This window comes from Serratia sp. PAMC26656 (genome assembly GCF_016469055.2).
In the GTDB taxonomy this organism is placed as follows: domain Bacteria; phylum Pseudomonadota; class Gammaproteobacteria; order Enterobacterales; family Enterobacteriaceae; genus Serratia; species Serratia plymuthica.
The window spans coordinates 611,785-637,240 of the sequence record NZ_CP150486.1 but is presented as its reverse complement, the minus strand read 5'-3'; the positions used below and the strand labels follow the sequence as shown (position 1 = coordinate 637,240).

At 58.4% G+C, this 25,456-nt stretch carries 16 protein-coding genes; 9 read left to right on the top strand and 7 right to left on the bottom strand.

The genetic code is table 11. From position 1 onward, the window contains the following. Positions 1 to 11: 11 nt before the first annotated feature. The 7 genes from JEM67_RS03550 to JEM67_RS03520 form a co-directional block, all read right to left on the bottom strand. On the bottom strand, positions 12 to 2,255 hold the full coding sequence (locus tag JEM67_RS03550; protein ID WP_199638066.1) for a TonB-dependent receptor family protein: 2,244 nt from the start codon (positions 2,253 to 2,255) through the stop codon (positions 12 to 14). Positions 2,256 to 2,296: 41 nt separating this feature from the next. Next, positions 2,297 to 3,037, bottom strand: coding sequence for an energy transducer TonB (locus JEM67_RS03545; protein ID WP_199638064.1), 741 nt, complete (start codon positions 3,035 to 3,037; stop codon positions 2,297 to 2,299). Between the two features lies 1 nt (position 3,038). Next, positions 3,039 to 3,446 (bottom strand): ExbD/TolR family protein, encoded by a 408-nt coding sequence (locus JEM67_RS03540; RefSeq protein WP_004949818.1) that lies wholly within the window; start codon positions 3,444 to 3,446, stop codon positions 3,039 to 3,041. A gap of 234 nt (positions 3,447 to 3,680) precedes the next feature. After that, positions 3,681 to 4,004: a helix-turn-helix domain-containing protein gene (locus JEM67_RS03535; RefSeq protein ID WP_199638062.1), complete on the bottom strand. Its 324-nt coding sequence runs from the start codon at positions 4,002 to 4,004 to the stop codon at positions 3,681 to 3,683. Beyond that, positions 3,967 to 4,347 (bottom strand): type II toxin-antitoxin system RelE/ParE family toxin, encoded by a 381-nt coding sequence (locus JEM67_RS03530; protein ID WP_199638060.1) that lies wholly within the window; start codon positions 4,345 to 4,347, stop codon positions 3,967 to 3,969. The genes JEM67_RS03535 and JEM67_RS03530 overlap by 38 nt, the downstream gene beginning before the upstream one ends. Positions 4,348 to 4,594: 247 nt before the next feature. Continuing rightward, entirely contained in the window at positions 4,595 to 5,515 is a 921-nt protein-coding gene (locus JEM67_RS03525) for a L,D-transpeptidase family protein (RefSeq protein WP_013811369.1), read from the bottom strand. A gap of 174 nt (positions 5,516 to 5,689) precedes the next feature. Continuing rightward, positions 5,690 to 6,568: a helix-turn-helix domain-containing protein gene (locus JEM67_RS03520; RefSeq protein ID WP_013811368.1), complete on the bottom strand. Its 879-nt coding sequence runs from the start codon at positions 6,566 to 6,568 to the stop codon at positions 5,690 to 5,692. A gap of 114 nt (positions 6,569 to 6,682) precedes the next feature. Here JEM67_RS03520 and JEM67_RS03515 point away from each other — a divergent pair, with 114 nt between their 5' ends. The 9 genes from JEM67_RS03515 to JEM67_RS03475 all read left to right on the top strand — a co-directional run bounded on the left by JEM67_RS03515 (position 6,683) and on the right by JEM67_RS03475 (position 25,438). Then, positions 6,683 to 7,501 (top strand): AraC family transcriptional regulator, encoded by an 819-nt coding sequence (locus tag JEM67_RS03515; protein ID WP_013811367.1) that lies wholly within the window; start codon positions 6,683 to 6,685, stop codon positions 7,499 to 7,501. 733 nt (positions 7,502 to 8,234) lie between these two features. Beyond that, positions 8,235 to 16,427 carry an amino acid adenylation domain-containing protein gene (locus JEM67_RS03510; protein ID WP_370576175.1) on the top strand — a complete coding sequence of 2,731 codons (8,193 nt, stop codon included), beginning with the start codon at positions 8,235 to 8,237 and terminating at the stop codon, positions 16,425 to 16,427. A gap of 11 nt (positions 16,428 to 16,438) precedes the next feature. Next, a complete protein-coding gene (locus JEM67_RS03505) occupies positions 16,439 to 18,160 on the top strand; it encodes a thioester reductase domain-containing protein (RefSeq protein ID WP_199638052.1) in 1,722 nt (573 codons plus the stop codon). Beyond that, positions 18,157 to 19,911, top strand: a complete 1,755-nt coding sequence (locus JEM67_RS03500) for a fatty acyl-AMP ligase (RefSeq protein ID WP_199638045.1) — start codon at positions 18,157 to 18,159, stop codon at positions 19,909 to 19,911. The genes JEM67_RS03505 and JEM67_RS03500 overlap by 4 nt, the downstream gene beginning before the upstream one ends. Then, the gene (locus JEM67_RS03495) at positions 19,908 to 21,650 is read left to right on the top strand and encodes an acyl-CoA dehydrogenase family protein (RefSeq protein ID WP_199638043.1); all 1,743 of its coding nucleotides are present in this window, start codon (positions 19,908 to 19,910) and stop codon (positions 21,648 to 21,650) included. Before JEM67_RS03500 ends, JEM67_RS03495 begins: the two co-directional genes overlap by 4 nt. After that, positions 21,640 to 23,340: an acyl-CoA dehydrogenase gene (locus tag JEM67_RS03490; RefSeq protein ID WP_199638041.1), complete on the top strand. Its 1,701-nt coding sequence runs from the start codon at positions 21,640 to 21,642 to the stop codon at positions 23,338 to 23,340. Before JEM67_RS03495 ends, JEM67_RS03490 begins: the two co-directional genes overlap by 11 nt. 4 nt (positions 23,341 to 23,344) lie before the next feature. Continuing rightward, on the top strand, positions 23,345 to 23,896 hold the full coding sequence (locus tag JEM67_RS03485) for an NADPH-dependent FMN reductase (RefSeq protein ID WP_199638039.1): 552 nt from the start codon (positions 23,345 to 23,347) through the stop codon (positions 23,894 to 23,896). A gap of 46 nt (positions 23,897 to 23,942) precedes the next feature. After that, entirely contained in the window at positions 23,943 to 24,200 is a 258-nt protein-coding gene (locus JEM67_RS03480) for an acyl carrier protein (RefSeq protein ID WP_006323399.1), read from the top strand. Positions 24,201 to 24,214: 14 nt separating this feature from the next. Further along, positions 24,215 to 25,438 (top strand): cytochrome P450, encoded by a 1,224-nt coding sequence (locus JEM67_RS03475; RefSeq protein WP_013811359.1) that lies wholly within the window; start codon positions 24,215 to 24,217, stop codon positions 25,436 to 25,438. Positions 25,439 to 25,456 lie beyond the last annotated feature (18 nt).

The window sequence follows — 25,456 nt, the reverse complement described above, 5'->3', positions numbered from 1 at the left end:
CCTCAAATTAGTTAAAAGGTGGCTTCCAGCGACACGCTAAAGGTGCGCTCTTCTCCGACGTTGTAATACGGCGTACTGGCTTTCACGCCGCCATAAGGCGCGGCGTTGAAGGTGGTGGTACGCACCGAGGTCAGGTATTCCTTGTCAAACAGGTTGCTGACGCCAAAGCGCAGCGCTGCGCTTTTGATGATTTTCTTGTCCACCGGCAAATGCACGCCCGCCGCCAGATCGAACACCGTACGGCCACCGATCTTCTCGTCGTTGGTCAGATCGCCGTAGAACGAACTGACGTATTTGCCACTGACGCTGCCGTAATACAGGCCGTCGTCGTAGCCCAGCGTCATGTTCAGCAGGTTTTTCGGCACGTTCGGCACCTCTTTGCCGGACGTCGGCAACGGCAGCCCGCCGTTGCTGACGATGTCGTTCTTCTGCTTCGACTGGGTATAGGTGTATGAGGTGTAGTAGTTAAAGTTGTGCGGCAGTTGGCCGCTCCACTCCAGCTCCAGCCCTTTGTTCTCCACGTTGCCGATATTCATCATCTCGTAGTCGCCGGACGAGTTGGTGGTGGAGACCTGACGATCGCTGTAGCGCATATAGAACAGCGTGGCGCTCATCAGCATGTCTTCCTGCTGGAAACGCCAGCCCAGCTCGTGGTTCCAGCTCAGTTCCGGCTTGGTGCTGATCGAGTCGCCGACGTTGTACAGCACGTAGTTCGGTGGGGTGCGCATGTTGCGCGTCAGGTTATAGAACACCTGATTTTCCTGGTTCAGCTTGTAGCTGGCGCTGAAGTTCGGCAGGAACTCGTGGTAAGTGGCATCACGCTTCTCCGGCACGTTGTACAGGCTGCCCCGATTGTCCCCTTTACGTTCCACGTACTGATAGGCCAGCCCGCCGACGAAGGTCCAGTCCGGCGTGGCGTACCAGGTGTCCTGCAGCCACACTTTCTGCGCCGGGGTGATGGTGTATTGGTTACGACCCTGCACGGTGTTGCCGTTGGCGTCCTGCACCTGATCGGAACCGCCCGGTTTGCCCGAAATCTGCGCCGGGTTGCCGTCGCCCTTGATGCCGATAAACGGCTGGGTCTGCAACTGACGCGCACGTTCATACCAGTAACCGATATCCAGGCTGTGCTGATCGTTGATGTCCCACTTCAGCTTGGTGGTAATGCCGGGGCGCCAGGTCTGGGTCCAGGATGGACGGTAATAGGTGTTGGACTGCAAATTGCTCAGATCGTATTGCCCGGCCTTGTCCGACGTATTGGACAGCACCGACGCCGTCTGGCCGGTGAAGCTGCCGCCGTTGCCCCAGTAGTAATACGGCTGCAGGGTCAGCGACAGGTTGTCGCGCAACTGCAACTTTTGGGTGAATGACAGCGTGAAGGTATCGAACGGGTTGCGGTTGAGTTTGTAGTACTTGTTCAACTGCCCCTTGTTGTTGTATTCCGGCGTGGTGGCGTAGTCGGTATCGCGCCCGTCGCTTTCGAATTGCGCCTTGCTCAGGGTGTTGTAGTTGACGTTCTGCTGGCGGTTGTACTTCATGATCAGGTTACTGCTGTTGCCGTTGCCGTCTTCGTACAGCGAGTTCATCTCGAACTTGTTGGAATATTCGCGCCCTTCACCGCGCCATTTTTTCGCCTCGGTGTGCGAGTAGGAGATCCAGTTGCTGAAACCGTTGTACTCGCCGGTTTCCAAACGGGCAAAGGTTTTGCTCAGGTTGTTGCTGCCCAGCGTCTGTTTGACGAAGCCGCCGAAATCTTTTGCCGGCCGGCGCGTCACCATGCCGATATTGCCGCCGCTGGAACCGATATGCGGGCCGTCCGCCTCGGAGGATCCCTGGGTGACGAACACTTCCTCCAGGTTCTCCGAATCGCCCAGCAGGTTCGGGTAGACGGCATAGTTGCCGGAGTCGTTGATCGGGATGCCGTCCATCGACAGGCCGATCTGATCCGAGTTCATGCCGCGCATGGTGTAATCGACGCCGCTCAGGCCGCTGGCGTCGTTACTGTTGACGTTCAGGCCCGGCGTGTACTTCAGCTTGTCGATGGCGTTGGCCGCTGCGGGCATTTTGTCCATCGCCTCTTTGGTGACGGTGGAACGCGCCTTGGCGCTGTCGTCCTGCACCATCATGCCGCCGCCCAGCGACTGCCCTTTCACGCTGATGGTACCGACGTCGGTAGTGTCCGCCGCCAGCGCCGCGCCCGGCAGCATCGCCGACATCACTGCCAGATAAATCCCAGATCGATTGAAAGACTTCATTGTTTCCATCCCCTAAAAAATCAAACTGTTATGCCAGGTCGCTAAGGCGCCTGATAATTGAACGTGGCTGAAAATCGTTTTGTTGTTTGCCCGGCAAAAGCGTCGCTCGGGAACGGCTTCACCTGGCTGATACTTTGTAAACTGCTCATTGCCGCGCGGTTCAGCAGCATGCTGGCAGCCTTGTTGGCGATGCCGGAAGAGAGCACACGGCCGCTGCGATCAACCTCCAGCCAGACCTCGACGTTGCCCTGCGGCCGTTCGAGCGAAGCCTGCCGTCCGCTCGGGTAACGCTTGCGCTGTTCCAGTTCGTGGCGCAGTGCCTGCAAATAACCGTTTTCGACAGCCTGGGCGTTGACCTTCGGCGCGGCAGGTGCGGCCGGCGTTGGCGCAGGCTTGCTGACCGACGCTTTCGGCACAGGCGGTGCGGATACCGGTTTCGCCTTTTCTACCGGTTTGGCTTTCTCTTTCACCGGTTTGGGCTTGGGTTTTGGCTGCGGTTTGGGAACCGGCTTGGCCTCGATAATCGGCTCTGGGGCCGGCACCACGGGTTCAGGAACGGGTTGCGGCTCCGGTGGCGGGGGTTCGGGTTGCGGCGGCGTTTCCACCGGCGGTTCCGGCTGAGGTTCAGGCTCCGGCTCGACCAGCGCCAGTTCCATGGTGGTGTCGTCGTAGCGTGGCTGGATTTTCAACGCAGCCTGCTGGCTGGCGAACAGCAAACAACCCGCCACGATCAGCGCGGGCATCCAACTGAAAAGGTGACGTGAGCGATAGAGCAGATACATGTCACAGCTTCCGTGTGGCGATAGAGACGGAATAGAATCCGCCCTGGCGCAGGTTATCCATCACCGCCACCAGTCGCTCCACCGCAACGCCCTTGTCGCTATTGACGATAATGGTGGTGGTCTGGTTTTCCTGTTGCTGCTGTTTGAGCGTGCTGACCAGCGCGTTAAGCGCCACCGGTTGGCCGTCCAGTTGCAATTGTTCTTCCGCCCCCAGCGTGATGATCGCTTTTTTCTGCGGCTTCAGTTGCTGAGCGCTGCCGGCAGAGGGCAACTGGGTTTTCAGCCCCAGCGCCGGGATCACGTTCAGGCTAATCAGCACAAAAAACACCAGCAAAAACATCATCACGTCGATCATGGGGATCAATTCGATGTGCGCCTTGTTCTTTTTCGGTTCGTTCCAGTTACGCATGGCACTCCCTCCCAAAAGCAAAGCAGCCAATATAGGAGGCCTTTGTTTACCTTTCGTTACGCTTTTGTGATCTTATTATCACACAGAGGGTATTTTGCGAGGATTGTTTCAGACAACACCTGACCTAACTGGTTATATAACCAATTAATTAACTGATATTTTTTATGCTTAAATAGCAAGTGCATCTGCAAGGCAGGCAAAATAGCGGCGGGTGAATGTGATTAACCTAACAGGCTACAGCAAAACCTTCAGGCCGTGTTTTTGCACGATGGAGAGCAGTTTAAGGGACGGGCCTCCCGGTAGTTTCGCACCGGACTCCCATTTTTGAATGGTTGAAAGACTGGTATTTAAATAGCGGGCAAAAACCGGTTGGCTCAGATGCAATTGTTCACGAAGCGCCTTGATCTCTTGCGGTTGCAACTCTTCCAGCGGGACCAGACAAGACTCATCGAAACTGCGCATGGTTTCCTGTGAAATAGCCCCAACCTGATGTAAACCTTCAGCGGCGCTATGGATAGCCTCAAAGGCAGTGCTGCGAAAATCCGCTTTTTTTTTCATGGCAAATCTCCACCCATTCATTTTGTTCTATCAGTGTGGCGATGGTTCCAACACTCAGTTGGTCATATTGCGCCGCCAATTTTCGGAATGTCTGCAATTCAGCCGTACTGATACCAGCCCGGTCCTGCTTGGCGAACAGAAAGGTATACACCCAGCTATCTCCGCTCTTTGCCAACACCAGCGCCCGTTCGCGGTTACAATTCAACCGTTTCTTAAAAACGCCACCACCTAAATCAATAGCTAAACCACGTTGTATATCCTGAATCGCCTCGCACAAGGCAATATCCGCTATGCCATGAGCAGAGGCTTTTTTAGCAAACCACTTGGTTTTAAACGCACGCATGACGATGAAGTCCTGTCTGCAAAAAATATAGCACTTAGTGATATACTTTCCAAGCGCAACTGGGTTCACCAACATCGTCGTAATACAGGTTGACCGCAACGAGTAGAACCTAGAATTGCCTAAGGTGCCGAGCGTTGAAATCCGTAGAAGTAACGAGAAGAAAATAGTTGCGGCAGAGTACGCAAAATAGCGATTTTCAACCAAAAAAAAGACGCCCTAAGGCGTCTTTTTCACATCACTGAATCAATCAGTTCACTTTAACCGGCATACCGGAACGGGCTTTGATCGCCGCGTCCACTTCGCTCTGGTTAACGGCAGGATCCATCACCACTTTGCCCACTGGCGCAGAAAGGGTTAACGGCACCGGATCTTTGGACTTCAGCTCTTCTTCGTTAGCGGAAAGTGGGTTATGCACTTCCACGTAACGGGAACCGTCCGGTTCAACGCTGGCTTTCACCGGCTCGTTGATAAACTGCACGCGGGTGCCGACCGGCACGTTGTCGAACAGATATTTGATGTCGTCAGCACGCAGACGCACACAGCCGTGGCTCACGCGCAGGCCGATACCGAAGTTGGCGTTGGTGCCGTGGATCGCATACAGGCGGCCAACGTACAGCGCATACAGGCCCATCGGGTTGTCCGGACCGGCCGGGAACACCGCCGGCAGGATCTCGCCGTCTGCCGCGTATTCTTCACGCATCTTGGCCGTTGGCGTCCAGGTTGGGCCATCTTTTTTACGCTGTACCGAGGTAATCCAGTTCAGCGGGGTGTCTTTACCCAACTGGCCGATACCGATTGGCAGCACGATCACGGTGTTGGTGCCTTTCGGATAGTAGTACAGACGCATCTCGGCGCTGTTGATGATGATGCCTTCACGCGGTGCGTCCGGCAGGATCAACTGCTGTGGGATGGTCAGGGTGCTGCCCGCTTTCGGCAGGAACGGATCCACGCCCGGGTTGGCTTCCAGCATATTGCTCAGGCCCATCTGGTATTGAGCGGCAAAGCTCTCCAGCGGCAGCTTGCTGTCTTCGGGTACGGTGACTTGGATGTTTTCACCGACCAGACGGCTGTCTTTGGCAGGCAAAGGGTATACGACGGCGAAGGCAGACTGGCTGAATGCAACCAGCGCCGTACACAGGGTTAATAACGCGCGAATGTTCATTTTCATCTTCGTGTTGGTCGTGGCCACTGGCAGATTATTGATATAGGTTATTTTCGGCCATAAATGACCGGATGCGCATTATATGTGCACATTGACCTAAGTGCGAAACATTCCCTGTGTCATGACGCACTTTTTTGTAACCTGCTGCGGTATGAAGATGACTTACTGTGAAAAACGCCGCTAAAGCGCGACGTCTGGCGGCGTCATTCGGCGTATGGGGATCAGGTATTCACAACGGATCGCCGTGCTTGCTCCATTGCAAACGCCGCCCGCCGCCGGGTAAAAGCGCTCGATATCCTGCCCCGGTCGCCGCACCGCTTTCATCATCGGGATCGCGGTATCGTACAGGCGGGCGATAAAGTTTTGTAATTCCTCCACCCTGCCCTGATAGACAAAACTGGCGTAGTCGCCTTGCTCGATGAGCACCCTCTCGCCTTCCGCCTGCTCATCCGCCAGCGCCACGGTATAGACAATGCGCTTTCCGCCGCGTTGGCGACTGTCCGCCTCCAGGCTGGTGAGGCCGTATACCACTGCCGGCGGCTCGGCTTGCGTGCGCACCATCTGGCGCCAGGCGTGTTGACGCAGCTCGTGTTTCGAATGCGGCAGTTGCCCCAGGGTGCAGTTGCTCCGCTGGGAGCGCCCCACCAGTTGCATGGCCGGCAGGGTAACGATGTCTGCCTGCGGCAACGGCCCTTCGCTCAAACGCAGCGGCGGCTGCATGCCGTGGCTGGCCCAATCCGGACTGCGGCGATAGCCGGCCGGCGGCAAACCGAACTGCTTTTTGAAACAGCGGGTAAAGGTCTGCTGGGAATCAAACTGGTACTTATCGGCAATGCAGGCCACGCTGATGTGGGTGAGCCGCAACTCGCGCGCAGCGGCGCTCAGCCTTCTGCGCCGGGCGTAGGTCCCCAGAACGTGGCCGGTTAACTGCTTGAACAGCCGCTGCAAATGCCATTTGGAATAGCCGGATTTGGCGGCAATATCGTCCAGCGTCAGCGGCTGGTCGAGATTTTGCTCAATCCAGGCCAGCAGTTGAGTGATTACCTGTTGCTGATACATTGCGCCCCCTCAGAGTGCTAAAGCTGGCGCTTACTTTATCGACTACGGCGCTAGACCACATTGCACAATCAGGACATAATGTTTTTCAATCACGCCAAATTGAGAATAATTCTCATGACTGTTATTACCAAACCGCGTTTCGATATCGATCAGGTACCGCGGGCGATTTTTGCCGTACAGGGCTCCACCATCAGCAGCGATTGGGAGATGGCCCATCACCGCCATCGCAAAGCGCAGCTGATTTATACGGTGCGCGGCATGATCCGCTGCGAAGTGGAAAACGGCCTGTGGCTGGTGCCGCCGCAATGCGCGCTTTGGATGCCGAGCAACGTGCTGCATAGCGCCCAGGGGGCCGGCGACACCGAATGCTATTGCCTGTTTGTCGATCAGGATGCTATCGCCGGCTTGCCGACCCATTGCTGCACGCTGGCGGTATCGCCGTTGCTGCGCGAGCTGCTGTTGCAGGCCAGCGGGTTCGATCCGCTCTATGACGAGCAGGGCCCGGAAGGGCGGCTGACCGCAGTGCTGCTGGATCAGGTGGTTAATGCGCCGATCGAGAATCTGCATTTGCCGGTCTCTCAGGACGCGCGCATTCGCCAACTGACCGAGCGACTGCTGGCCAATCCGGCGGACAAAGCCACCCTGAACCAATGGGCGCAGCGCATCGGCATGAGCGAGCGCTCCCTCAACCGCACCCTGCAGCAGCAGATGGGCATGAGCTTCGGCCACTGGCGCCGCCAGTTGCACGTGATGCTGGCGCTGCAACGGCTGACCAAGGGCGACAGCGTGCAGAAGGTGGCGCTGGATCTGGGCTATGAGAGCGCCAGCGGCTTTGTCACCATGTTCCGCAAAGCGGTAGGCAAACCGCCGGCGCGCTTTTTGGCGGAAAGGAACGCCACAGGCCAAACGGCGGGGAGCGGCATCGCCATGTAGCGGGCGGCGGTTAAGCACTAAATTCTAATTGCTGCGGTAAAAATAACTTTATGTTCAGTGGTGAAGATGACGATGTTTATATTCGGCCCAAGAGATACCGTCATATTTTTAGGATTAAACTCATTATTGATGATGAAAAATTGCATTCTGAAAATGCAATTTTTTATATTTACATGCACATCCTAATGATTCCAAAAGAGTTTACTACCACGCCGCATTATTCCGCACTCAATTGATTAGCACGGTAAATGATTTCCTGATAAAACAAAAAATCAAAAACAAAGCCAAAAATCAGCATAAAAATCCAAAATAATTCAAAATTAAAAAATTTAAAGTCACAATAAAAACACAACTCAGCTTAATAGCAATGTTAACATTTTGTAATGTTTTTATCCCTCATCAAATTGATGTAAATTTTCTTTATGTCTATAGTCAATTCCTGACCTTTAATGACCGGTAAATCGCCCTGAGAAAATGATCTTTTATTGATGACTTCATCGGCATTAATTGCCCTTACGCACTCTGACGATGCGTCTGTTGAGTCAATGATTTATTACAGGGTGTGAATAGCCTAATGGAAAGAACGCCCTATTTATTGGTGCGGGCGCCGCTACGCCATTTTATTACCTGCCGTGCGCCAGACGTACTGAGCGAGTTTTTAATTATATTTCATTACTATTTATATCGGAGCAGATGCGTTTAATTCATATCGGGCTAAATCGGTAAGAATGTCATGGTCCGTATCCAAACCAACAACATAATTGGAATGACAATGTCATTAAATAAACTTACCCCAGCGCAACGCGCTATTTGGGCCGCCGCCCAAATGGAACCAGAGAATTTCCGCTTTAATGCCTGTTTCTTTCTGAAGCTCGGGAAAAATATCAATCAGGAAGCGTTGCATGACGCTTTGCTGCAACTCAACCAAGAAGCCGAGCTGCAAAGAATTTCCCTTTCGGCAACCGAGGAAGGCCCTGTTCAATTCCCGCATTTTCCAGCGGATGCTTTGATTGCCCGCCATTCATTTGCTGATCAACACCAGGCGCAATCCTGGATGGAACGGCAAAACCAGCTCCCTTTCCCCCTGGACGGCTCAGCGCCCTTGCTGCAATGGCATATCATCGCATTGCCCGCCGGGGATCTGCTGCTGTATGGGAAATATCATCATTTGGTGCTCGATGGTTTTGGCCAATCGATGCTGATCGAACGTCTGGCGAAAATTTACACGTCCAGCGTGCAACATGCGACATGCCCCGCAAGCGAGTGGGTCACGCGCGAAGCCTATTTCGAAAGCCTGGACAATTACACCGCCGGCACGCAGCACCAGCGCGACATGGCATTTTGGACAGCTAAACTGGCCTCGACGGAAGGCGCCACCACGCTGGGCAAAAACCGGTCCAGCATGGCCCGGGGCCTGTTGCAAACTCGCTGTACTCTTGCACAAGACCTTTATCGCCAAATCAACACCTTCGCCTCTGAGCACGGCCTTACGCTGCCGCAATTGTTATTGGCGCTGTTTTCCGCTTACAGCCACCGTTTAACCGGCCAGGATATCGTTCAATTGGGGCTGGCCGTGACTGGCCGCGCCACGCTTGTCGCGTTGAAAAAGCCCGCGATGCAGGCGAATGAAATTCCCCTGACGCTCTCTGTCTCAGGGATTTCAGACCTGTCTCAACTGTTGCGTCTGACCCGGCAGGAATTGGCGTTGGCGATCAAACACCAGCAATGCCGCAATGAGGATATTCATCGCGCCATCGGGCTGGGCGCCCCTGAAGACAAGCTAACCAAGACGCTGATCAATATTATTTCATTCGAACATGATGTTTATTTTGGCCATGAAAAAGCCCTCTGCCACCAATTCACCACCGGGCCGGTGACCGATCTGACTCTGACGCTGTTTATTGGCACCGATCGCATTGAGTTGCTGTGGGACGCCAACCCGGAAAACTATTCCGCCACCTTGCTCGATCATCATGCTCAGAGATTGATGCAGTTTATCGGCTGGTGTTTGACCCACCAGCGAATTGATTGCCCGGCGGAGACGCTGCTGCTGCCCGAAGATCGTCTGGCTATCCGGCAATTCAATGCCAACCGGCAAGATTACGATCTTCAGCAAACGCTGCCGGCGCGGATTGACCGCCAGGCGCAATGCAGTCCCGATGCCATTGCGCTGCAATTCGCCGATGAAACGATCACCTATAGCGAACTGGTGCAGCGCAGCGAACGCTGGGCCTGCGGCCTGGTAGCGCAGGGGGTACGCCCCGGAGATGCGGTGGCCGTTTATGGCGAACGTTCCCTGGACATGACCCTCGCACTGCTCGCCATTCAAAAAGTCGGCGCGGCCTTTGTGCCGCTGGATCCTGAGCTGCCTATGGCCCGTTTGCAGTCTCAGATCGCCCAGGCCGGCATCCATACTCTGCTGTATTGGGATACGCCGCCCGATATCGGAACGGCGGTATTTTCATTGCAGACCAGAGAGTTAAACGATGCGGTGCCGTTCACCTTGCCGTCGGTCTCGCCGGACGCCATCGCCTATATCCTCTTTACCTCAGGTTCGACCGGGCAGCCTAAAGGGGTGGCCGTCAGCCATCGCGCCGTAACGAACCGCATTTTATGGATGCAGGCGGCCTACCCACTTGACGCGGAGGATCGCGTCCTGCAGAAAACGCCGTTTACTTTTGACGTGTCGGTGTGGGAATTTTTCTGGCCGCTGACGGTGGGCGCACGGTTGGTGATCGCGCTTCCGGGCAGCCATAAGGATCCCCGCCAACTGATCGACATCATTCGCACGACGCAGATTACGACGCTGCATTTTGTTCCTCCGATGCTGGATCTGTTTTTAGCCGAGCTGGACGGCCGGCCGTTACCGTCGCTGACGAGAATGTTTTGCAGCGGCGAAGCCTTGAAATTGGCCAGCGTGACGCGCGCCAATCAGTCGTTGCCCGACTGCCGTCTGCATAATTTGTACGGTCCTACCGAAGCGGCCATCGACGTCAGCTATTGGGATTGCCTCCCCGGCGTGGCCTATGCCGGCAGCGTACCGATCGGCTATCCGGTGGCCAACACTCAGCTCTGGGTGCTCGATGCGCAATTGCGCCCCTTGCCCCCCGGCACCGTGGGAGAACTCTATATCGGTGGCGTGCAGGTTGCGCAGGGATACGTCAATCAGCCCGAACTGACTGCGGAGCGCTTTATTCCGCAACCCGATGAGCTTATTCCGCTGGCCGCCGATGGCGGTCGTCTGTACCGAACCGGCGATCTGGTGCGGCTGACCGAGCACCACGGGCTGGAATTTCTTGGCCGCCTCGATCATCAGGTAAAAATCCGCGGACTGCGCATTGAACTGGGGGAAATTGAAGCCCAACTGGTGGCGCTGCCGCAGGTGGAACAGGCACTGGTGTCAACCTATCGCGATCCTCTCGGTCAGGATCGCCTGGTGGGTTATCTGGTCTTGGCCGAACGCGACGCGGCCGGCGACTCGCTCCCCGAGATCGAACGGCGGCTCAGGGCGACACTGCCGGAATACATGCTCCCCGCGCAATGGGTGATCCTGCCGGTGCTGCCGTACCTCAGCAACGGCAAAGTGAATCGCAAAGCGTTGCCGAGCCCCAAAGCGGAGCTGGAAAACGGCGGCGGTGAATTGAATGACCAGGAACGCCTGGTCGCCACGGTGTGGCAAAGCGTACTGCAACGGCCGACGTTGTCGCCGGATACGCCCTTCTACAGCCTGGGCGGTGACTCCATGCTGGCCATTCGCGTGCGCAGCGCACTGGAGAAACGCGGCTACGCCCTCGATTTGGCAGCGCTGTTTCGCAACCCGACGCTACGCCAACTCGCAAAGCAGCTGACACCGGCGGCCACAGCAACGACGCCGCCCGCTTCTCCGGCCCCTTTCTCACTGCTCACCCCGCAGGATCGCCAGCGTCTGCCGCAGGGATTGGAAGACGCTTATCCCCTGTCCGCCATGCAAAAGTCCATGGCCTACCAGGCAGAAATTGAACACGAGGCCTCGGTATATCGCGTGGTCACCTCATTGACCGTCGAGCTACCGTTGACGCTTGCGCTGTTGCAGCGCGCCATAGAGTTCACGTTGGCGCGCCATCCTTTGCTGCGCAGCAGCTTTGACCTTTCAAATTACAGTCAGCCGCTGCAGTTGGTTCATCAACGGGTTACAACCCCGCTGACACAGGCGGAGGATCTCACCTCGCTGGCGCCAGAACAGCAGCGGCAAGCCCTATCGCGCTGGGTGGATCAGGCTAAATATCACCGTTTCACGTTGGCTGAAGCCCCGTGTCTGGCCTTTTTCAGCCACGGTCTGCATCCGCAACGCTTCCAGCTTTCGGTCATCGAGCACCACGTGGTGCTCGATGGCTGGAGCGACTTATTAATGCTGGATGAGATTGTGGATAATTACCGGCAATTGCTCGACGGCCGCGAACCGCAGCGTGCCGAGCTTGCAAGCCACTATCGCGATTTTATCGTTGCCGAACAGCAGATTACCGCAGACCGCCAGGCGGCGGCTTTCTGGCAATCGCAACTGAACGAGCTGGATCCCGCGCCTTTGCCACGCCCGGACAAATCCGGCCCCACGCGGCACAAGTCCGTGCGCGCCGAACTGCCCGCCACGCTGGCCAACAAGCTCGGACAGTTAGTGCAAACTCACTCATTGCCGCTCAAAGCGTTACTGGTTGCGGCTCACCTGAAGGTGCAAGCCGTCTTGACCGGCCAGGATCGGGTCGCTACCGGGCTGGTTTTCAACGGCCGCCTCGGGGTACAGGATGCAGATAAAACCATCGGCGTATTCCTCAACACCCTGCCGCTGGCTCTGTCTATCGAACAGGCGTCATTTATTGAATTGGCGCAGAGGATCGCGCAGTTTGAAGCCGATGCCTATCCTTATGGCCGTTACCCTTTTACCGCAATGCAACGCGATTACGGTCAGGAAATCGTGTTGGACAGCTATATCAACTACATGGATTTCCATCGCAATTGGGGCGATGAAAACTCACCGATTTCGCATGCCTATGGCGTTGCAGACACCAATTTTGCTCTGGCGGTCAATTATCTGAAGGATCCGGTCAGCCAGTCTTTATCTTTGTGGTTTGACTGCAACCTCGCACAGCTGAGCGAGCCGCTGTGCGATCTGCTGCCGGAATATTACCTGCAGGCACTGAGTCAACTGGCGGACGCCCCGCAGCAGCCGGTATTCACCGCCGCGCTGGAGGCCGGGCGCCAACAGGCGCTGATTCGAGAATGGAACCGCACCGATGTGGCCTATGAGGCTGACGCCTGCGCCTATCGACAGTTCGAGCACCAGGCGGCGCTTAATCCACAGCGTGAAGCCTTGTGCTGCCGCGACGACAGCCTCAGTTACGCTGAACTTAATCAGTTGGCCAATGCCATGGCGGCGCGCCTGCGCGAAGCCGGCGTAATGCCCGGCTCGCTGGTGGGCATTTGCTTGCGACGCAGCGTGACGCTGGTGGCCAGCCTGTTGGCGATCCATAAAGCCGGGGCGGCTTATGTTCCTCTCGATCCCGACTACCCGGCGGAGCGACTGGACTATATCGTCAAAGACTCGCAGCTTTCCTGTCTGATCACGCAGGCCGACGCGCCCGAACTGGCCGCGGCCACACGCATCGAATGGCCGGAATATCGGGAGTTGCTGCGTGAAGAGCATCAAAATCCGCCGCAAGCGTCGTTCGGCAACGATGTCGCCTATGTCATTTACACCTCCGGCTCGACGGGCAAACCGAAGGGTACCTTGATCCTGCAAAAAAACCTGACGAACTTCCTGGTCGGCATGGATGAGGCGGTGGGGTGTCGTCAGGAAGACAGCCTGCTGGCGTTGACCAGCATCTCGTTTGACATCTCCATTCTGGAAATTTTCTGGCCGCTGAGCCGCGGCGCCAACGTGGTGCTGGCCCCGGAACACCAGATCAACAATCTGGCGTGGCACGGCGACAGCCGCGTCACTCCCCTGGAGTTCAGCCTGTTCTTCTTTGGCGCCGCCAATAACGAACGGCGTCACGAAGGTTATCAACTGGTGCTGGACGCTGCGCGTTATGCCGATAGCCACGGATTCAAAGCCGTCTGGACCCCGGAGCGGCACTTCCATGCCTTCGGCGGCTTGTATCCCAACCCTTCCGTCATGTCCGCCGCGCTGGCGACCATCACGAACCGCGTCGAACTGCGCTGCGGCAGCGTGGTCGCACCGCTGCACGACAGCCTGCGCCTGGCGGAAGAGTGGTCCCTGGTGGACAACCTGTCGTCCGGACGCGTCGGGCTGGCGTTCGCCTCTGGCTGGAACACCAATGACTTTGCTCTGGCGCCGGACAACTACCCAGCCAGAAAAGCCGTGATGCTGCAAAAACTGCAGGAATTGCGCACGCTTTGGCAGGGCGGATGCCTTCACCGCCTCAACGGTGACGGCAAAGAGGTCAGTCTGACGGCTTACCCTTCCCCGGTTCAGCCTCAGTTGCCGATTTGGTTCACGTCCTCCGGCGACGTCACCACGTTCGAATTGGCGGGGACCTACGGCGTCAATCTGCTGACCCACCTGCTGGGCCAGGATCTCGAACAACTGCAGCAAAAAATCGCCGCCTATCGCCAGGCCTGGCACGCTGCGGGTCATGCGGGTAACGGCCATGTCACCTTGATGATACATACCTTCCTGCTGCCGGACGAACAACGCGCCAAAGCGGTGGCTAAAGGCCCCTTCCGCGACTACCTGCGCACCTCCACCGGGCTGTTGCGCGAGCTGTCCGCCAGCATGGGGCTGGAATTCCAGCAGGATCTGCCGCAGGAAGATCTGGAGTCGCTGCTCGACAGCGCAGTGGAGCGTTACTTTGAACGTTCGGGTCTGTTCGGTTCGCCGGAAAGCGTGCTGCCGCTGTTGACGCAGTTGCAGCAGGCGGGGGTCGATGAGCTCGCCGGGCTGATTGACTTCGGCATCGCCAACGAACAGGTGCTGGAAGGATTGCAGGCGCTGAAACAGCTGCAAACCTTGCATCGGAACGAACTGCGCGATGCGCCCTACAACTTTGCCGCGCTGCTGCAACGCCATCGCATCAGCCTGGTGCAAAGTACGCCGTCCTTTATGGCGGCGGTAATGGCGGAGCCCGCGGCGGTAAGCGCGATGGAGCATCTGCGCGCCATTTTGATCGGTGGCGAGCCCTTCCCCGCCGGCCTGGCCCAGCAGTTGTCCCAGCGCCTGGACGCGGCGGTTTACAACATGTACGGCCCGACGGAAACCACCATCTGGTCAAGCGTCCATCGCTTGCCGGGCACAGGGTCGCAGGCCGCCAACCGTATCGCGATCGGCAAGCCTATCGCCAATACCCAAATGTTGATTCTCGGCCCGGACGGGCACCCAAGCCCGATCGGCGTCGCGGGTGAATTGTGGATTGGCGGCGACGGCGTCTGCCAGGGGTACCTGGGCCGACCGGAATTGACCGCCGAACGTTTCGCGCTGCAACCGGCTGTCGGCCAGGTTTTCTACCGCACCGGCGACCGCGCGTTATGGAATGCCTCCGGCGACATTGAATTTGTCGGCCGTATCGATCGGCAGGTCAAAGTACTGGGTCATCGCATCGAGCTTGATGAAATTGAAAGCGTGATCTCACGGCATCCACTGGTACAAAACGCCGCCGTCATCGCCGTTAAGCAGGAAAACGAACGTTACGAATTGGTGGCTTACGTTGAAATCAATGAAGCCCAGCAACAGGCCGGCGACTCGGCGAACACCCTGATCGCTCACTGGGGACAACTGTGGAACAACGCCTACGAAGAACGCGCCAGTTATGAAGTGCACCATGAGCAGGATCGTCAATTCGCCGGCTGGTTAAGCAGCTATACCGGTGCGCCCATTCCGCCGAACGAGATGCGCGAATGGTTGAACCATACCCTGATCAAACTGCGCGCCTGCGATCGCAGCCATCTGATCGATGTGGGCGTCGGCATGGGGCAAATCATGCGTCATCTGGCGGCGGACAGCCATTCTTATCATGGGCTGGATCTGTCTCAGGAGGCGCTGAACGTCGCCCGCCAATCACTGCCGCCGGCGCTGCATTCCGCCGCACACATTACCCTGACGCAGGGCGACGCGAAGCGGCTCGAAAACCTGGCCGCGCGGCCAGACACGCTGGTGATCCTGAACTCGGTGATTCAATACTTCCCGGACCTCGGCTATCTGAAAAGCGTGCTGGACGAAGCGCTGCGCATCACCCAGGACGATGGCGTTATCTATCTCGGCGATGTCCGCAGCCTCGACGATCTGAGCGCATTCCATACCGGCGTTCAATTTTATAAGGCAGCGCCTCTGGCCCGCGTGGCGGAAATCCGCCAACAGATCAAAAGAGACAGGGAGGCGGAGAAAGAGTTGTGCCTGTCTCCGCGTTATTTCCAGACGTTCAACGAGCGCCACGGAACCTCGCGCAAGCTGCAACTGGAGCTCAAGCGCGGGCAAGCCGCCAACGAACTGAATGATTTCCGTTATGACGTGATTGTCAGTGGCCGCAAACCAACCGCCGCACCGCGCTATCTGGACTGGCAAGGGCAAACCCTCGATTCGCACGGGTTGACGGCGTTGACCGCGCAGCTTAGTGACGAAAACCGCGAAAAACATCACATCGTCATTCGCAATCTGCCGAATTGTCGACTGCAACGCGACAGCGACCTGATGACGCTATTGGCCGAGGCCGATGACGACCAGACCAAATGGGATATCGAGAAACGGTTGTGGGAAATCACCGAACCGAACCCACTGCACCCGGAAGATATCGCCAGTCACTTTGAAGCTCAGGGCTATCAGGTTCGATTGACGCTAACCCCGGAAGAGGGGCTTCGGCTGTTCAACCTCGAACTGACGCTGCACGAAGTTCCGCTTACCGAACGCCGCCAGACCGGCGTTATCGCAGACTCGAAGTGAGTGGCCAAAAAATGGAAAAAAATAACGCAATGAACTCACCCGCCGCACTTTCCAACAACCCGCTGGCGCAGGAACGCAACGCTGAGCTGGCCCGGCAACTGCGCGACTTTGTGCGCGGAGAGTTACCGGAAGCCATGATACCGGCCCACGTTGTGGTGATGCCGGTCTTGCCGAAACTGCCGAATGGGAAAATCGACCGCAAGCAACTGCCGGCCCCGTTAAAGCAAGAGCGCAGTCAGCAGGCATATGTCGCCCCCCGCAACCTGAGCGAGGAGAAAATCGCCCGCATCTGGCAGGACGTGCTGTCAGTGTCGCAGGTCGGCATTGAAGACAGCTTTTTTGAACTCGGCGGCGATTCGCTGTCGGTGGTGCAGATGGTCTCCAGAGTGCGTCGGGAGTTGGATACCGCCGTCAGCCTGCGCTACGTGTTCAAAAACCCGACCATCGCCGCGCTCTCCGCCTATATCAAAGGCAAACACCGCACCGCCTCTGCCGGTCTGCAAAACCTCAGCGACGAAGAGCTCTGCGCCGAAGCCCAACTGCCGGCCGACATTGGCGCCCAGCCTGGGGCCTTGCCCGCCGTCAACAGCGATTTTCGCCATATCCTGCTCACCGGCGGCACCGGGTATACCGGCGCCTTCCTGTTGAGGGAGTTTCTGGATCGTTCACAGGCGATGCTGTGGGTCGTCGTGCGTTCGGCAAACCCGCAGCAAGCGGTGGAACGCATCCTGAACAACTTGCAACAGTACGGCCTGCAACGCCTGGGCGATCGTGCGCGCATCGCCGGCGTACCGGGAGACGTGGGCAAACCTTATCTCGGTGTAGATAAACCCACCTGGCGGCAACTGTGCCAGGACGTCGAGATGATCGTGCATAACGCGGCGATCTCCAGCTACGCCATGCCTTATCGCCAGTTAAAGCCCACCAACGTGCTCGGCACCCTCGAGGTGCTGCGTCTGGCGGGGCAAGTGCGGGTAAAACCGTTGCATTACATCTCTTCGCTGTCGGTGTTTCCCGGCCAGCCGGGCGAGCACCATTTCCGCGAGGAACCGCTCATGCACCCCAACGGCCTGGCGGGAGGATACCGTCAAACCAAGTGGGTTTCCGAACGCTTGATAACCCTGGCCGGCGAACGCGGCCTGCCTTGCCGCATTTATCGCCCCGGCCAGATCACCGGCGCGCAAACCAACGGCGCCTGTTCGACGGACACCTACCTCAACGCCGCCATCAAAAGCTGCATTCAACTGCAGACGGAGCTGCCGTTTGACGTGATGCTGGACATCTCGCCGGTGGACTTCTGCGCGCAAAGCGTGGCGCATATCGCCCTTTCCGGCGCCGGAGAGCATCGGATTTATCATCTGACGCAGTCAGCGCCGTTACATTGGCGCGATCTCATCGGCATGCTGCGCCAACGGGGCTACAGGATTGATGCGGTGAGCTACCCCGAGTGGTATCAGCGCCTGGCCGCCGCGCTTGAAGCCGGCGAGCAAAATGCCCTCGGCAAATTCTTCTCGCTGTTTGGTGAAGAGGCGCCGTCGAAAGACGCCGGCGACGAAGGCAGTCTGCCGCACTATGACTACCGCAATCTGCTTCAGGCGCTGGAAGGCAGCGGCATTTCCGCCCAGCCGTTGGATCAGAGCCTGTTGAATCGTTATCTCGACTATTTCATCGCGATCGGCTTTATCCCAACGCCGGATATGGCTTACACCACCAGCAAAGGATGCCAGTCATGATGCTGAATCCCCCCCGTTTTCCGACCCTGCAAGCGGCGGTGGATCACCATGCCGCCGTCAACCCCGAAGCGCTGGCGCTGATGATGGTGAATCACCCGCACCATGACGAAAAAAACCGTCAGGTCAATTACCGCCAGTTGCGCCATTCGGCCCTGCATCTGGCGGCGGAACTGCGGGCGACCTATGCGCCGAACAGCCGCATTTTACTGCCGTCCTCGGTCAGCGAGTATTTTGCGATCGGTTTCCTGGCCTGCATGTATGCGCGAATGATCGCCGTGCCTGCGCCGCTGCCAACCCAGTATCAGCATCAGCGTCAACGGCTGACCAATATCATGCATGACGCCGGTATCGTCGCCCTGCTGTATGCCCCCGGCGATGAAGGCGCGATCCGCGACTGGCTGGAACAGGCGGCCATCGCCTGCGATCAGTTGCCGATCGCCCTGCAAAATGAGGCACCAGCATTCGAATCCGACGCATCTGAGGTTAATCCCGACGATCTGGCGCTGTTGCAATACACTTCCGGCTCCACCGGCAACCCCAAAGGGGTGATGCTGACCCACGCCAACCTGGTGCATAACGTCAACAGTTTCCAGCAAACGCTGGGCTATGCGGATGACACGCGTTTCGGCGGTTGGATCCCGCAATACCACGACATGGGGCTGATGGCGCAACTGCTGCCCGCGCTGTTCCTCGGCAGCAGTTGCTACATGATGACCCCGACCCAGTTCCTGAAAAGGCCGCTGCACTGGCTGCAAATGATTGAGCGTTTCAGTATCAATCATACCTGCGCCCCTAATTTTGCTTTTGAACTCTGTTGCCGACGCATAACCGCCGAACAACGGCCGACGCTGAATCTCTCGTCGCTGCGTTACCTGATCAACGGTTCCGAGCCCGTGCAGGCCAGCACCATTCAGGCGTTTATCGACTGTTTCGCCGCCGCCGGTTTCACCCCCAGCGCCATGCAGCCCTGCTATGGCATGGCGGAATGCACGGTGTTCATTTCCGGCAGTACGCCGCGTCCGCCGCAGACAATCAGCTTGCCGGATCGCCAACAGGCCGGGGGCCCGCAGAAACTGTCGGTCAGTTGCGGTTGCGCGCGCCACTACGACTTGCGGATTATCGATCCGACAACGCTCCAGCCGCTGGCCGAAGGGGAACTCGGTGAAATCTGGCTGCAAGGTGGCAGCGTGGCCAAGGGGTATTGGAACAACCCGCAGGCTACCCGCGACACCTTCGACGCCTATACCGCATGCGGCCAGGGCCCTTACCTGCGCACCGGCGACGTGGGCTTTCTGCAACAGGGTGAAATCCACGTCACGGCGCGGATCAAAGAAGTGATTATCACCCACGGAAAAAACCTCTATCCACAGGACATCGAGCACGATCTGCGACGCCATTTCAACGTGCTGGCGGGCCGATACGGCGCGGTGTTCGGCGTAGCGCTGGATACTGCGCAGGAGGCGTTGGTGGTGTGCCACGAATTGCCGGGATCCTTTGAAGATCATGAGCTGGAGCAGCTTTCGGCAGACATTCAGGGCTGGGTGCAGCGCGAATGGGGCGCACCGCTGGCCGGCGTGATCCTGGTGCCGCCCGGCGAAGTCAGCCGCACCACCAGCGGCAAAATACAGCGCACCGCCATGAAACAACGCTTTCTCAGCCAGACATTGCGCACCCGCCATCAATGGCTCGCCGCCGCCGTCCGTGAACACATTGCCGGCCAGGATGAAAGCCGCGTCGAGAGGGGCGAATGATGGATTTGCTGCTGCAAACGCTGCAGGCCACCCGCGATGCGCCGCTGACCGCAGAAGCTTACGCGCATTGGCGCGAACAGGCTGAACGGGCCTTCGAAAGCACGCGACTGATGCAGCACGATCGTGATGCCACCTTCCCTCAGGAGGCCGTGGACTGGTTGAATCAGCAAGGCGCTGCCCTGCTCTACCTGCCCTCTCAACACCGGGGCCGCCTGAGGGGGCTGGAACAGATCAGCACGCTGTGGCGAGCCTTGGCGGCGCTGGATCTCACCGTCGCCATCGGCCACGGAAAATCCTTCCTGGGCGCGGTCAGCGTCTGGTTGGCCGGTAACGCACGGCAAGTCGAACAGACTCGTCGCGCATTGCTGGCCGATGAAGCCCTGGCATGGGGCCTGACCGAGCGCGGGCGCGGCGCCGATTTAATGGCAACCCGGACCACGGCGGTCAAGCATGCGCAAGGTTGGCGTCTTCAGGGGGAGAAGTGGCTGATCAATAACGCCACTCGCGGCAATATCATCACCCTGCTGGCCCGGACCGACGAACTCGCCGGCGCACGCGGCATGAGCGTTTTGCTGCTGGACAAGCGCCATCTGCCCGCCACGAGCTGGCGCAATCTGCCCAAGGTCAGCACCTACGGCATTCGTGGCGCGGATATCAGCGGGCAACAGTGGCAGGATGCCGAGCTGCCCGATGACGCGCTGGTCGGTGAGCCGGGCCAGGGGCTGGAGATCACCCTGCGCGCCCTGCAATTGACCCGCACCGCCTGCTGCGGGTTATCGGTCGGCGCACTCGACGCCGGGCTGCGGCTGACCACCGGGCTGGTTCAACACCACCGCTTATATGGCCGCCGGCTGTCGGAGCTGGATACGGTACAGACGCTGTTGGCGGAATCTCAGGCTGTCTCCTGGATGCTGGAAATCACCGCGTGGACAGCCGCCCGCCACGCCAGTTATCTGCCGCAGGAAATGAGCGTCGTCTCCGCGCTGGCCAAAGCCGCCATCCCGTCATTGGCCGCGCACCAGCTGAGCCTGCTGGAAGAACAGATGGGCGCGCGGGGCTTCGTCAGCGATTTATTTGCCGACGGCGCTTTTCAAAAGTTGATCCGCGACCATCAAATCGTGCCCATTTTCGATGGCAGCACCTTGGTCAGCCGCTCATCCCTGGCGCCGCAGCTGCCGACCCTAATCCGGCAATACCGCCGTGGCGCAAGCGACAGCGCCGCGCTGGACAAGCTGGGAAACCGGCATTCCCCCACGCCGGCTGAGCTGCCGTTGAACGCCCTGACGATTTACTCTCGCAGCGGCTGTTCTCTGGTTCAGGCCTTACCGGCCATGATTGCCCGCGCGCAACAACAGCATGCCGGGCAGGTGGCGGAGCAGGATCTCGCTGCACTGCTGGACACTCTGCTACAGGCAAGCCATCGGGTTATCGATGACCTGGCGTCCGCACCCGTGGTTTACCCGCAGGTGCCTCAGCAAACGCTGCTGGGCCTTCAGCGCTATGAAAGCCTATTTATCGCCGCAAGCTGCCTGCTGTTTTGGCTGAACAATCCGGCACCATCCGCGCTCCGATGCCGGCACTGGTTGCCGCTGTGCCTGACGCTCGTCGTCCGCCAATGGGGGCTGCCGGAAACCGCAGAGCCGCACGTCGCCTGGCAAACGCTGAAAGCGTCTTTTGCCGATCGTCCCTTCACGTCAGCCGACGCCATTCTGCAGCAGGAAACTGACCATGAACGCTGAACATCTTCTTACCGTCGACATGCTTGAAAGACAGCTGACGCCAGCCGGTTGCGACGGCTACGCCGCCTGGGCCAATGCGGTACTGGCGGCCGACGCCGCCTGCGCGTTGTGGGCGGAGGGCGAAGCCCGGCTCGACGAGGCCGGATTCAATCGCTGCCTGATCCCGCAAGCGATGGGCGGCCAATGGCGCGGGCTGGACGTGCTGATGGATCTGTTCAGGGTGCTCTATCGCAAGGATCCGTGCCTGGGGTTGGGTTATGCCGGCAGCAGCTTTATCGCGTGCTGCAATATCTGGGCGGTCGGTTCACCCACGCAGCAACGCACCGTCGCCCAGGCGCTGCATCGCAATGAAAAAGTGGCCTGCTCCTACTATGAGCCGGAACACGGTAACGATCTGTCCGCCGTGGAATTTTCCGCCGACAGGCAGGACGGCCGCTGGGTGCTGGAGGGCGAAAAACAGGTCACCTCCAACATTGCCCGCAGCAGCGTTTTCGTGGCCTTCGCCCGCACCTCGCCACAGCCCGGTAGCCGCAGCCATACCCAAATATTGATAGTGAAGTCGCAACTGCCGGACGGCGCCTTGCAGGAACTGCCGCGCCACAGCAGCGTGGGGATGCGCGGCGTACAGCTGGGCGGCGTACGTTTCGATCGCACCCGCTTGCCCGCCGCAGCCGACGACGAATTGCTGCTGGGAGCGGAAGGCAAGGCGCTGGAAACCACTCTGCGGTCGTTTCAGGTCACCCGCACGCTGCTCCCCGGCATGTTTGTCGGCGTGCTGGACTCCGGCCTGCGATTGGCCACGCGTTTCAGCCTGCAACGGCAGCTGTATGGCCGCTGCCTGGCCGACTTCCCCTCGGCGCGCCAGGTATTGAGCCTCGCGTTGCTCGATCTGCTGCTGGCGGACGCATTCAGCAGACTGGGCGCCCGGGCACTGCATGTTCATCCTGAATTTTGCTGCCTGTATGCGCCGTCGATCAAGATTGTGGTACCCAAACTGCTGATCGGCGCCATGAACCGCCTGGCCGATCATCTGGGTGCCAGTTTTTACCTCACGGAAAGCGAATTCGGCCTGTTCCAAAAGCTGCTCAGAGACATCAAACCTGCCGGATTCGCACACGTAGGCCGCCCGGCCTGCCAGCTCACGCTGCTGCCGTTGCTGTTCATGCTGGCGCGCAAAAACGCCGCCACGCCGGAAGCGGCCCGGCTTTCGCCAATGCTCGCCTCGGACGCGCCGATCGACGAGCCGATAGATTTCAACCGGCTGCAGGTGGCGCCGACGGGGCGCGATCCGCTGCTGGATTCGCTGCTCCACACCGCGCCGCTGCTGGGCGCTGCATTGGCGACACAGGTCCTGGCGGCCAGAGAGCGGCTGTTGGACAAGTTGCAAACGCTGGATCCGCGAGACATTTCCGCCACCGCGCCGGCCGGTCACTATCAGCTAAGCACGCTGTACGCCGGTTTGCTCGCCATCGCCGCTTGTCTGCAATGGCATCAAACGGCGGCAGAGAAACTGCCGCTGGCGTTGACGCAATTGATGGTCAAACGCCAACTGGTTCATCTGCAAATCGCCCCGGATGAAGGCCTGGATGAATCGGAAGCCGACTATGTCTGTCAGCGCCTGTTCGACGATTACCGCCGGCGCGTCAGTTTCGACTTAATGCACTACCCGCTACAGGGTTGGGAGGAATAATTTTATGGCACACAAATTTCGTATTTTGGGCATTTCCGGCAGCCTGCGCGCCGCGTCGCTGAACAGCCTGTTTTTACGCGCCATGGCGCAGGTGAGCCCCGCCAGCGTGCAATTCGAGATTTACTCGCGCCTGGACGCCATCCCCTTATTCAACGCGGACCATGAAAATCGGGAAAATCCGGCCGTCGCCCATTGGCAATCTGCGCTGGCGCAGGCCGATCTGGTGCTGCTGGCCAGTCCGGAATACGCGCATGGCGTGACCGGCGTGGTGAAGAATGCTTTGGACTGGATCGTCGGCAGCGGCGAGCTCGTGGACAAGCCGTTGGCTTTTCCCAACATTTCGGTGCGCGCGGAGCTGGCGCAGTCGCAACTGGCGGAAACGCTGCAGATTATGGGCTGCCGCCTGATTGAAAGTTGCAGCCCCTGCGCCACCCTCGCCGCACCTTATGTCTTGCCGGAAGCGGATGAACAAAGGTTGGTCGACCACCCCGAAATCGGCCCACGTCTGAAAGACCTGTGGCGCAACATTGAGCTCGCGCTATCTGAATCGCACTGAAACGACATTGCCGACGTCGGCAAAAAAAACACGCAAGGAAAACAAAATGGCCTCAGTACAAAACGAACTTGAACAATGGCTTGTTGAGCGCGTCGCCGCCTACTGCCGCCTCACGCCCGCCGAGATTGAAGAAGATAAAAATTTTTCCGATTACGGCATGGATTCCGTGTTCACGCTGACCATGATCGGCGAGATCGAAGATCGCTACGGCCTGGAGCTGGATCCCACCGCCATTTGGGATAATCCCTCGGTCGGGCAGCTACGCGCTTTCCTTGAAACCGAAATCAGTAAAAACGCGGCCTGAGCCGGGGGAATACGATGATGTTATCCAGCGACGCTAACGCCACGCCACACCTTGAATGCCTGCCCACCCGGCGCACCTGCCCGTTCAATCCGCCGGAAGAGTACCGGTTTATCCGCCAGGAATGCCCGGTGGTTCGGGTGAAAACCCCGCGCGGGGATTTCGCCTGGCTGGTGACGCGCCACCAGGATGTCAAAAAGGCTTTGAGCGACAAACGGTTAAGCTCGGACCCACGTTCCGCCGGCTTCCCGACGTATATCTCCGGCGAAGTGCCGCCACCGCCGGGTTTTTTCCTGCAACTTGATGCACCCGACCATACGCGTTTGCGCAAAGCCGTCACGGAAGAATTTCTCAACGCGCATGTGGAAAAACTCAAGCCGCAAATGACGGCCATCATTCAGCGCCAGCTCGATGAGCTGCTGTCCATGCAGCCGCCGGTAGACTTCGTCAAGGCCTTTGCCATCCCCGCGTCCGCCAAGATCATTTGCGAGCTGCTGGGCACGCCGGTTGAGGATCACCCTTTTGTGCAAAGCAGGACCGATACCGTGCTGGATCGCAGCAGCCCTCCCGAATTGGCCGAACAGGCGGCGATTGAGCTGATGGGTTATTTCGATCGTATCGTGACCGAAAAGGAGCGCGCGCCGGGCGATGATCTGCTCGGCAGGCTGATCCATAAGGCCCAGCAGGCGCACCAACCCAGCCATGAAGAGATTGTCGGCCTGGCCGCGCTGTTGCTGCTGAGCGCTTACGACACCATGGCGTTGGCCATGGGGCTGGGCGTGGTGACCTTACTGAACAATCCCGCCCAGTTGCAGGCGTTTCTCGCCGATATCGATCTGGGCAACGATTTGGTCTATGAGCTGGTGCGCTATCTGACCATCAATCACGCGGGCCTGCCGCGAGCGGCACTGGAGGATACCGAAATTGGCGGCCAGCAGATCAAGGCCGGCGAAGGCGTGCTGATCATGCTGAGCTCCGCCAATCGCGATGAGGAGATATTCGAGCAACCCGATGTCTTCAACCTTCACCGGCGAGAAAAGACCCAGTTAGGCTTCGGCCACGGCATTCACAAATGCCTGGGCATGCATTTCGCCCGCGCCGAACTGACCATTGCCTTCCACGCCATTTTCACCCGCATCCCCAGCCTGGCGATAGCCGTACCGCAAGAGACGCTGACCTACCGCGATGAAATGGTGCTGTATGGCCTGAAAGCGCTGCCGGTGAGCTGGCAACCGGCCTGATGCGCAACGATTCTCCGA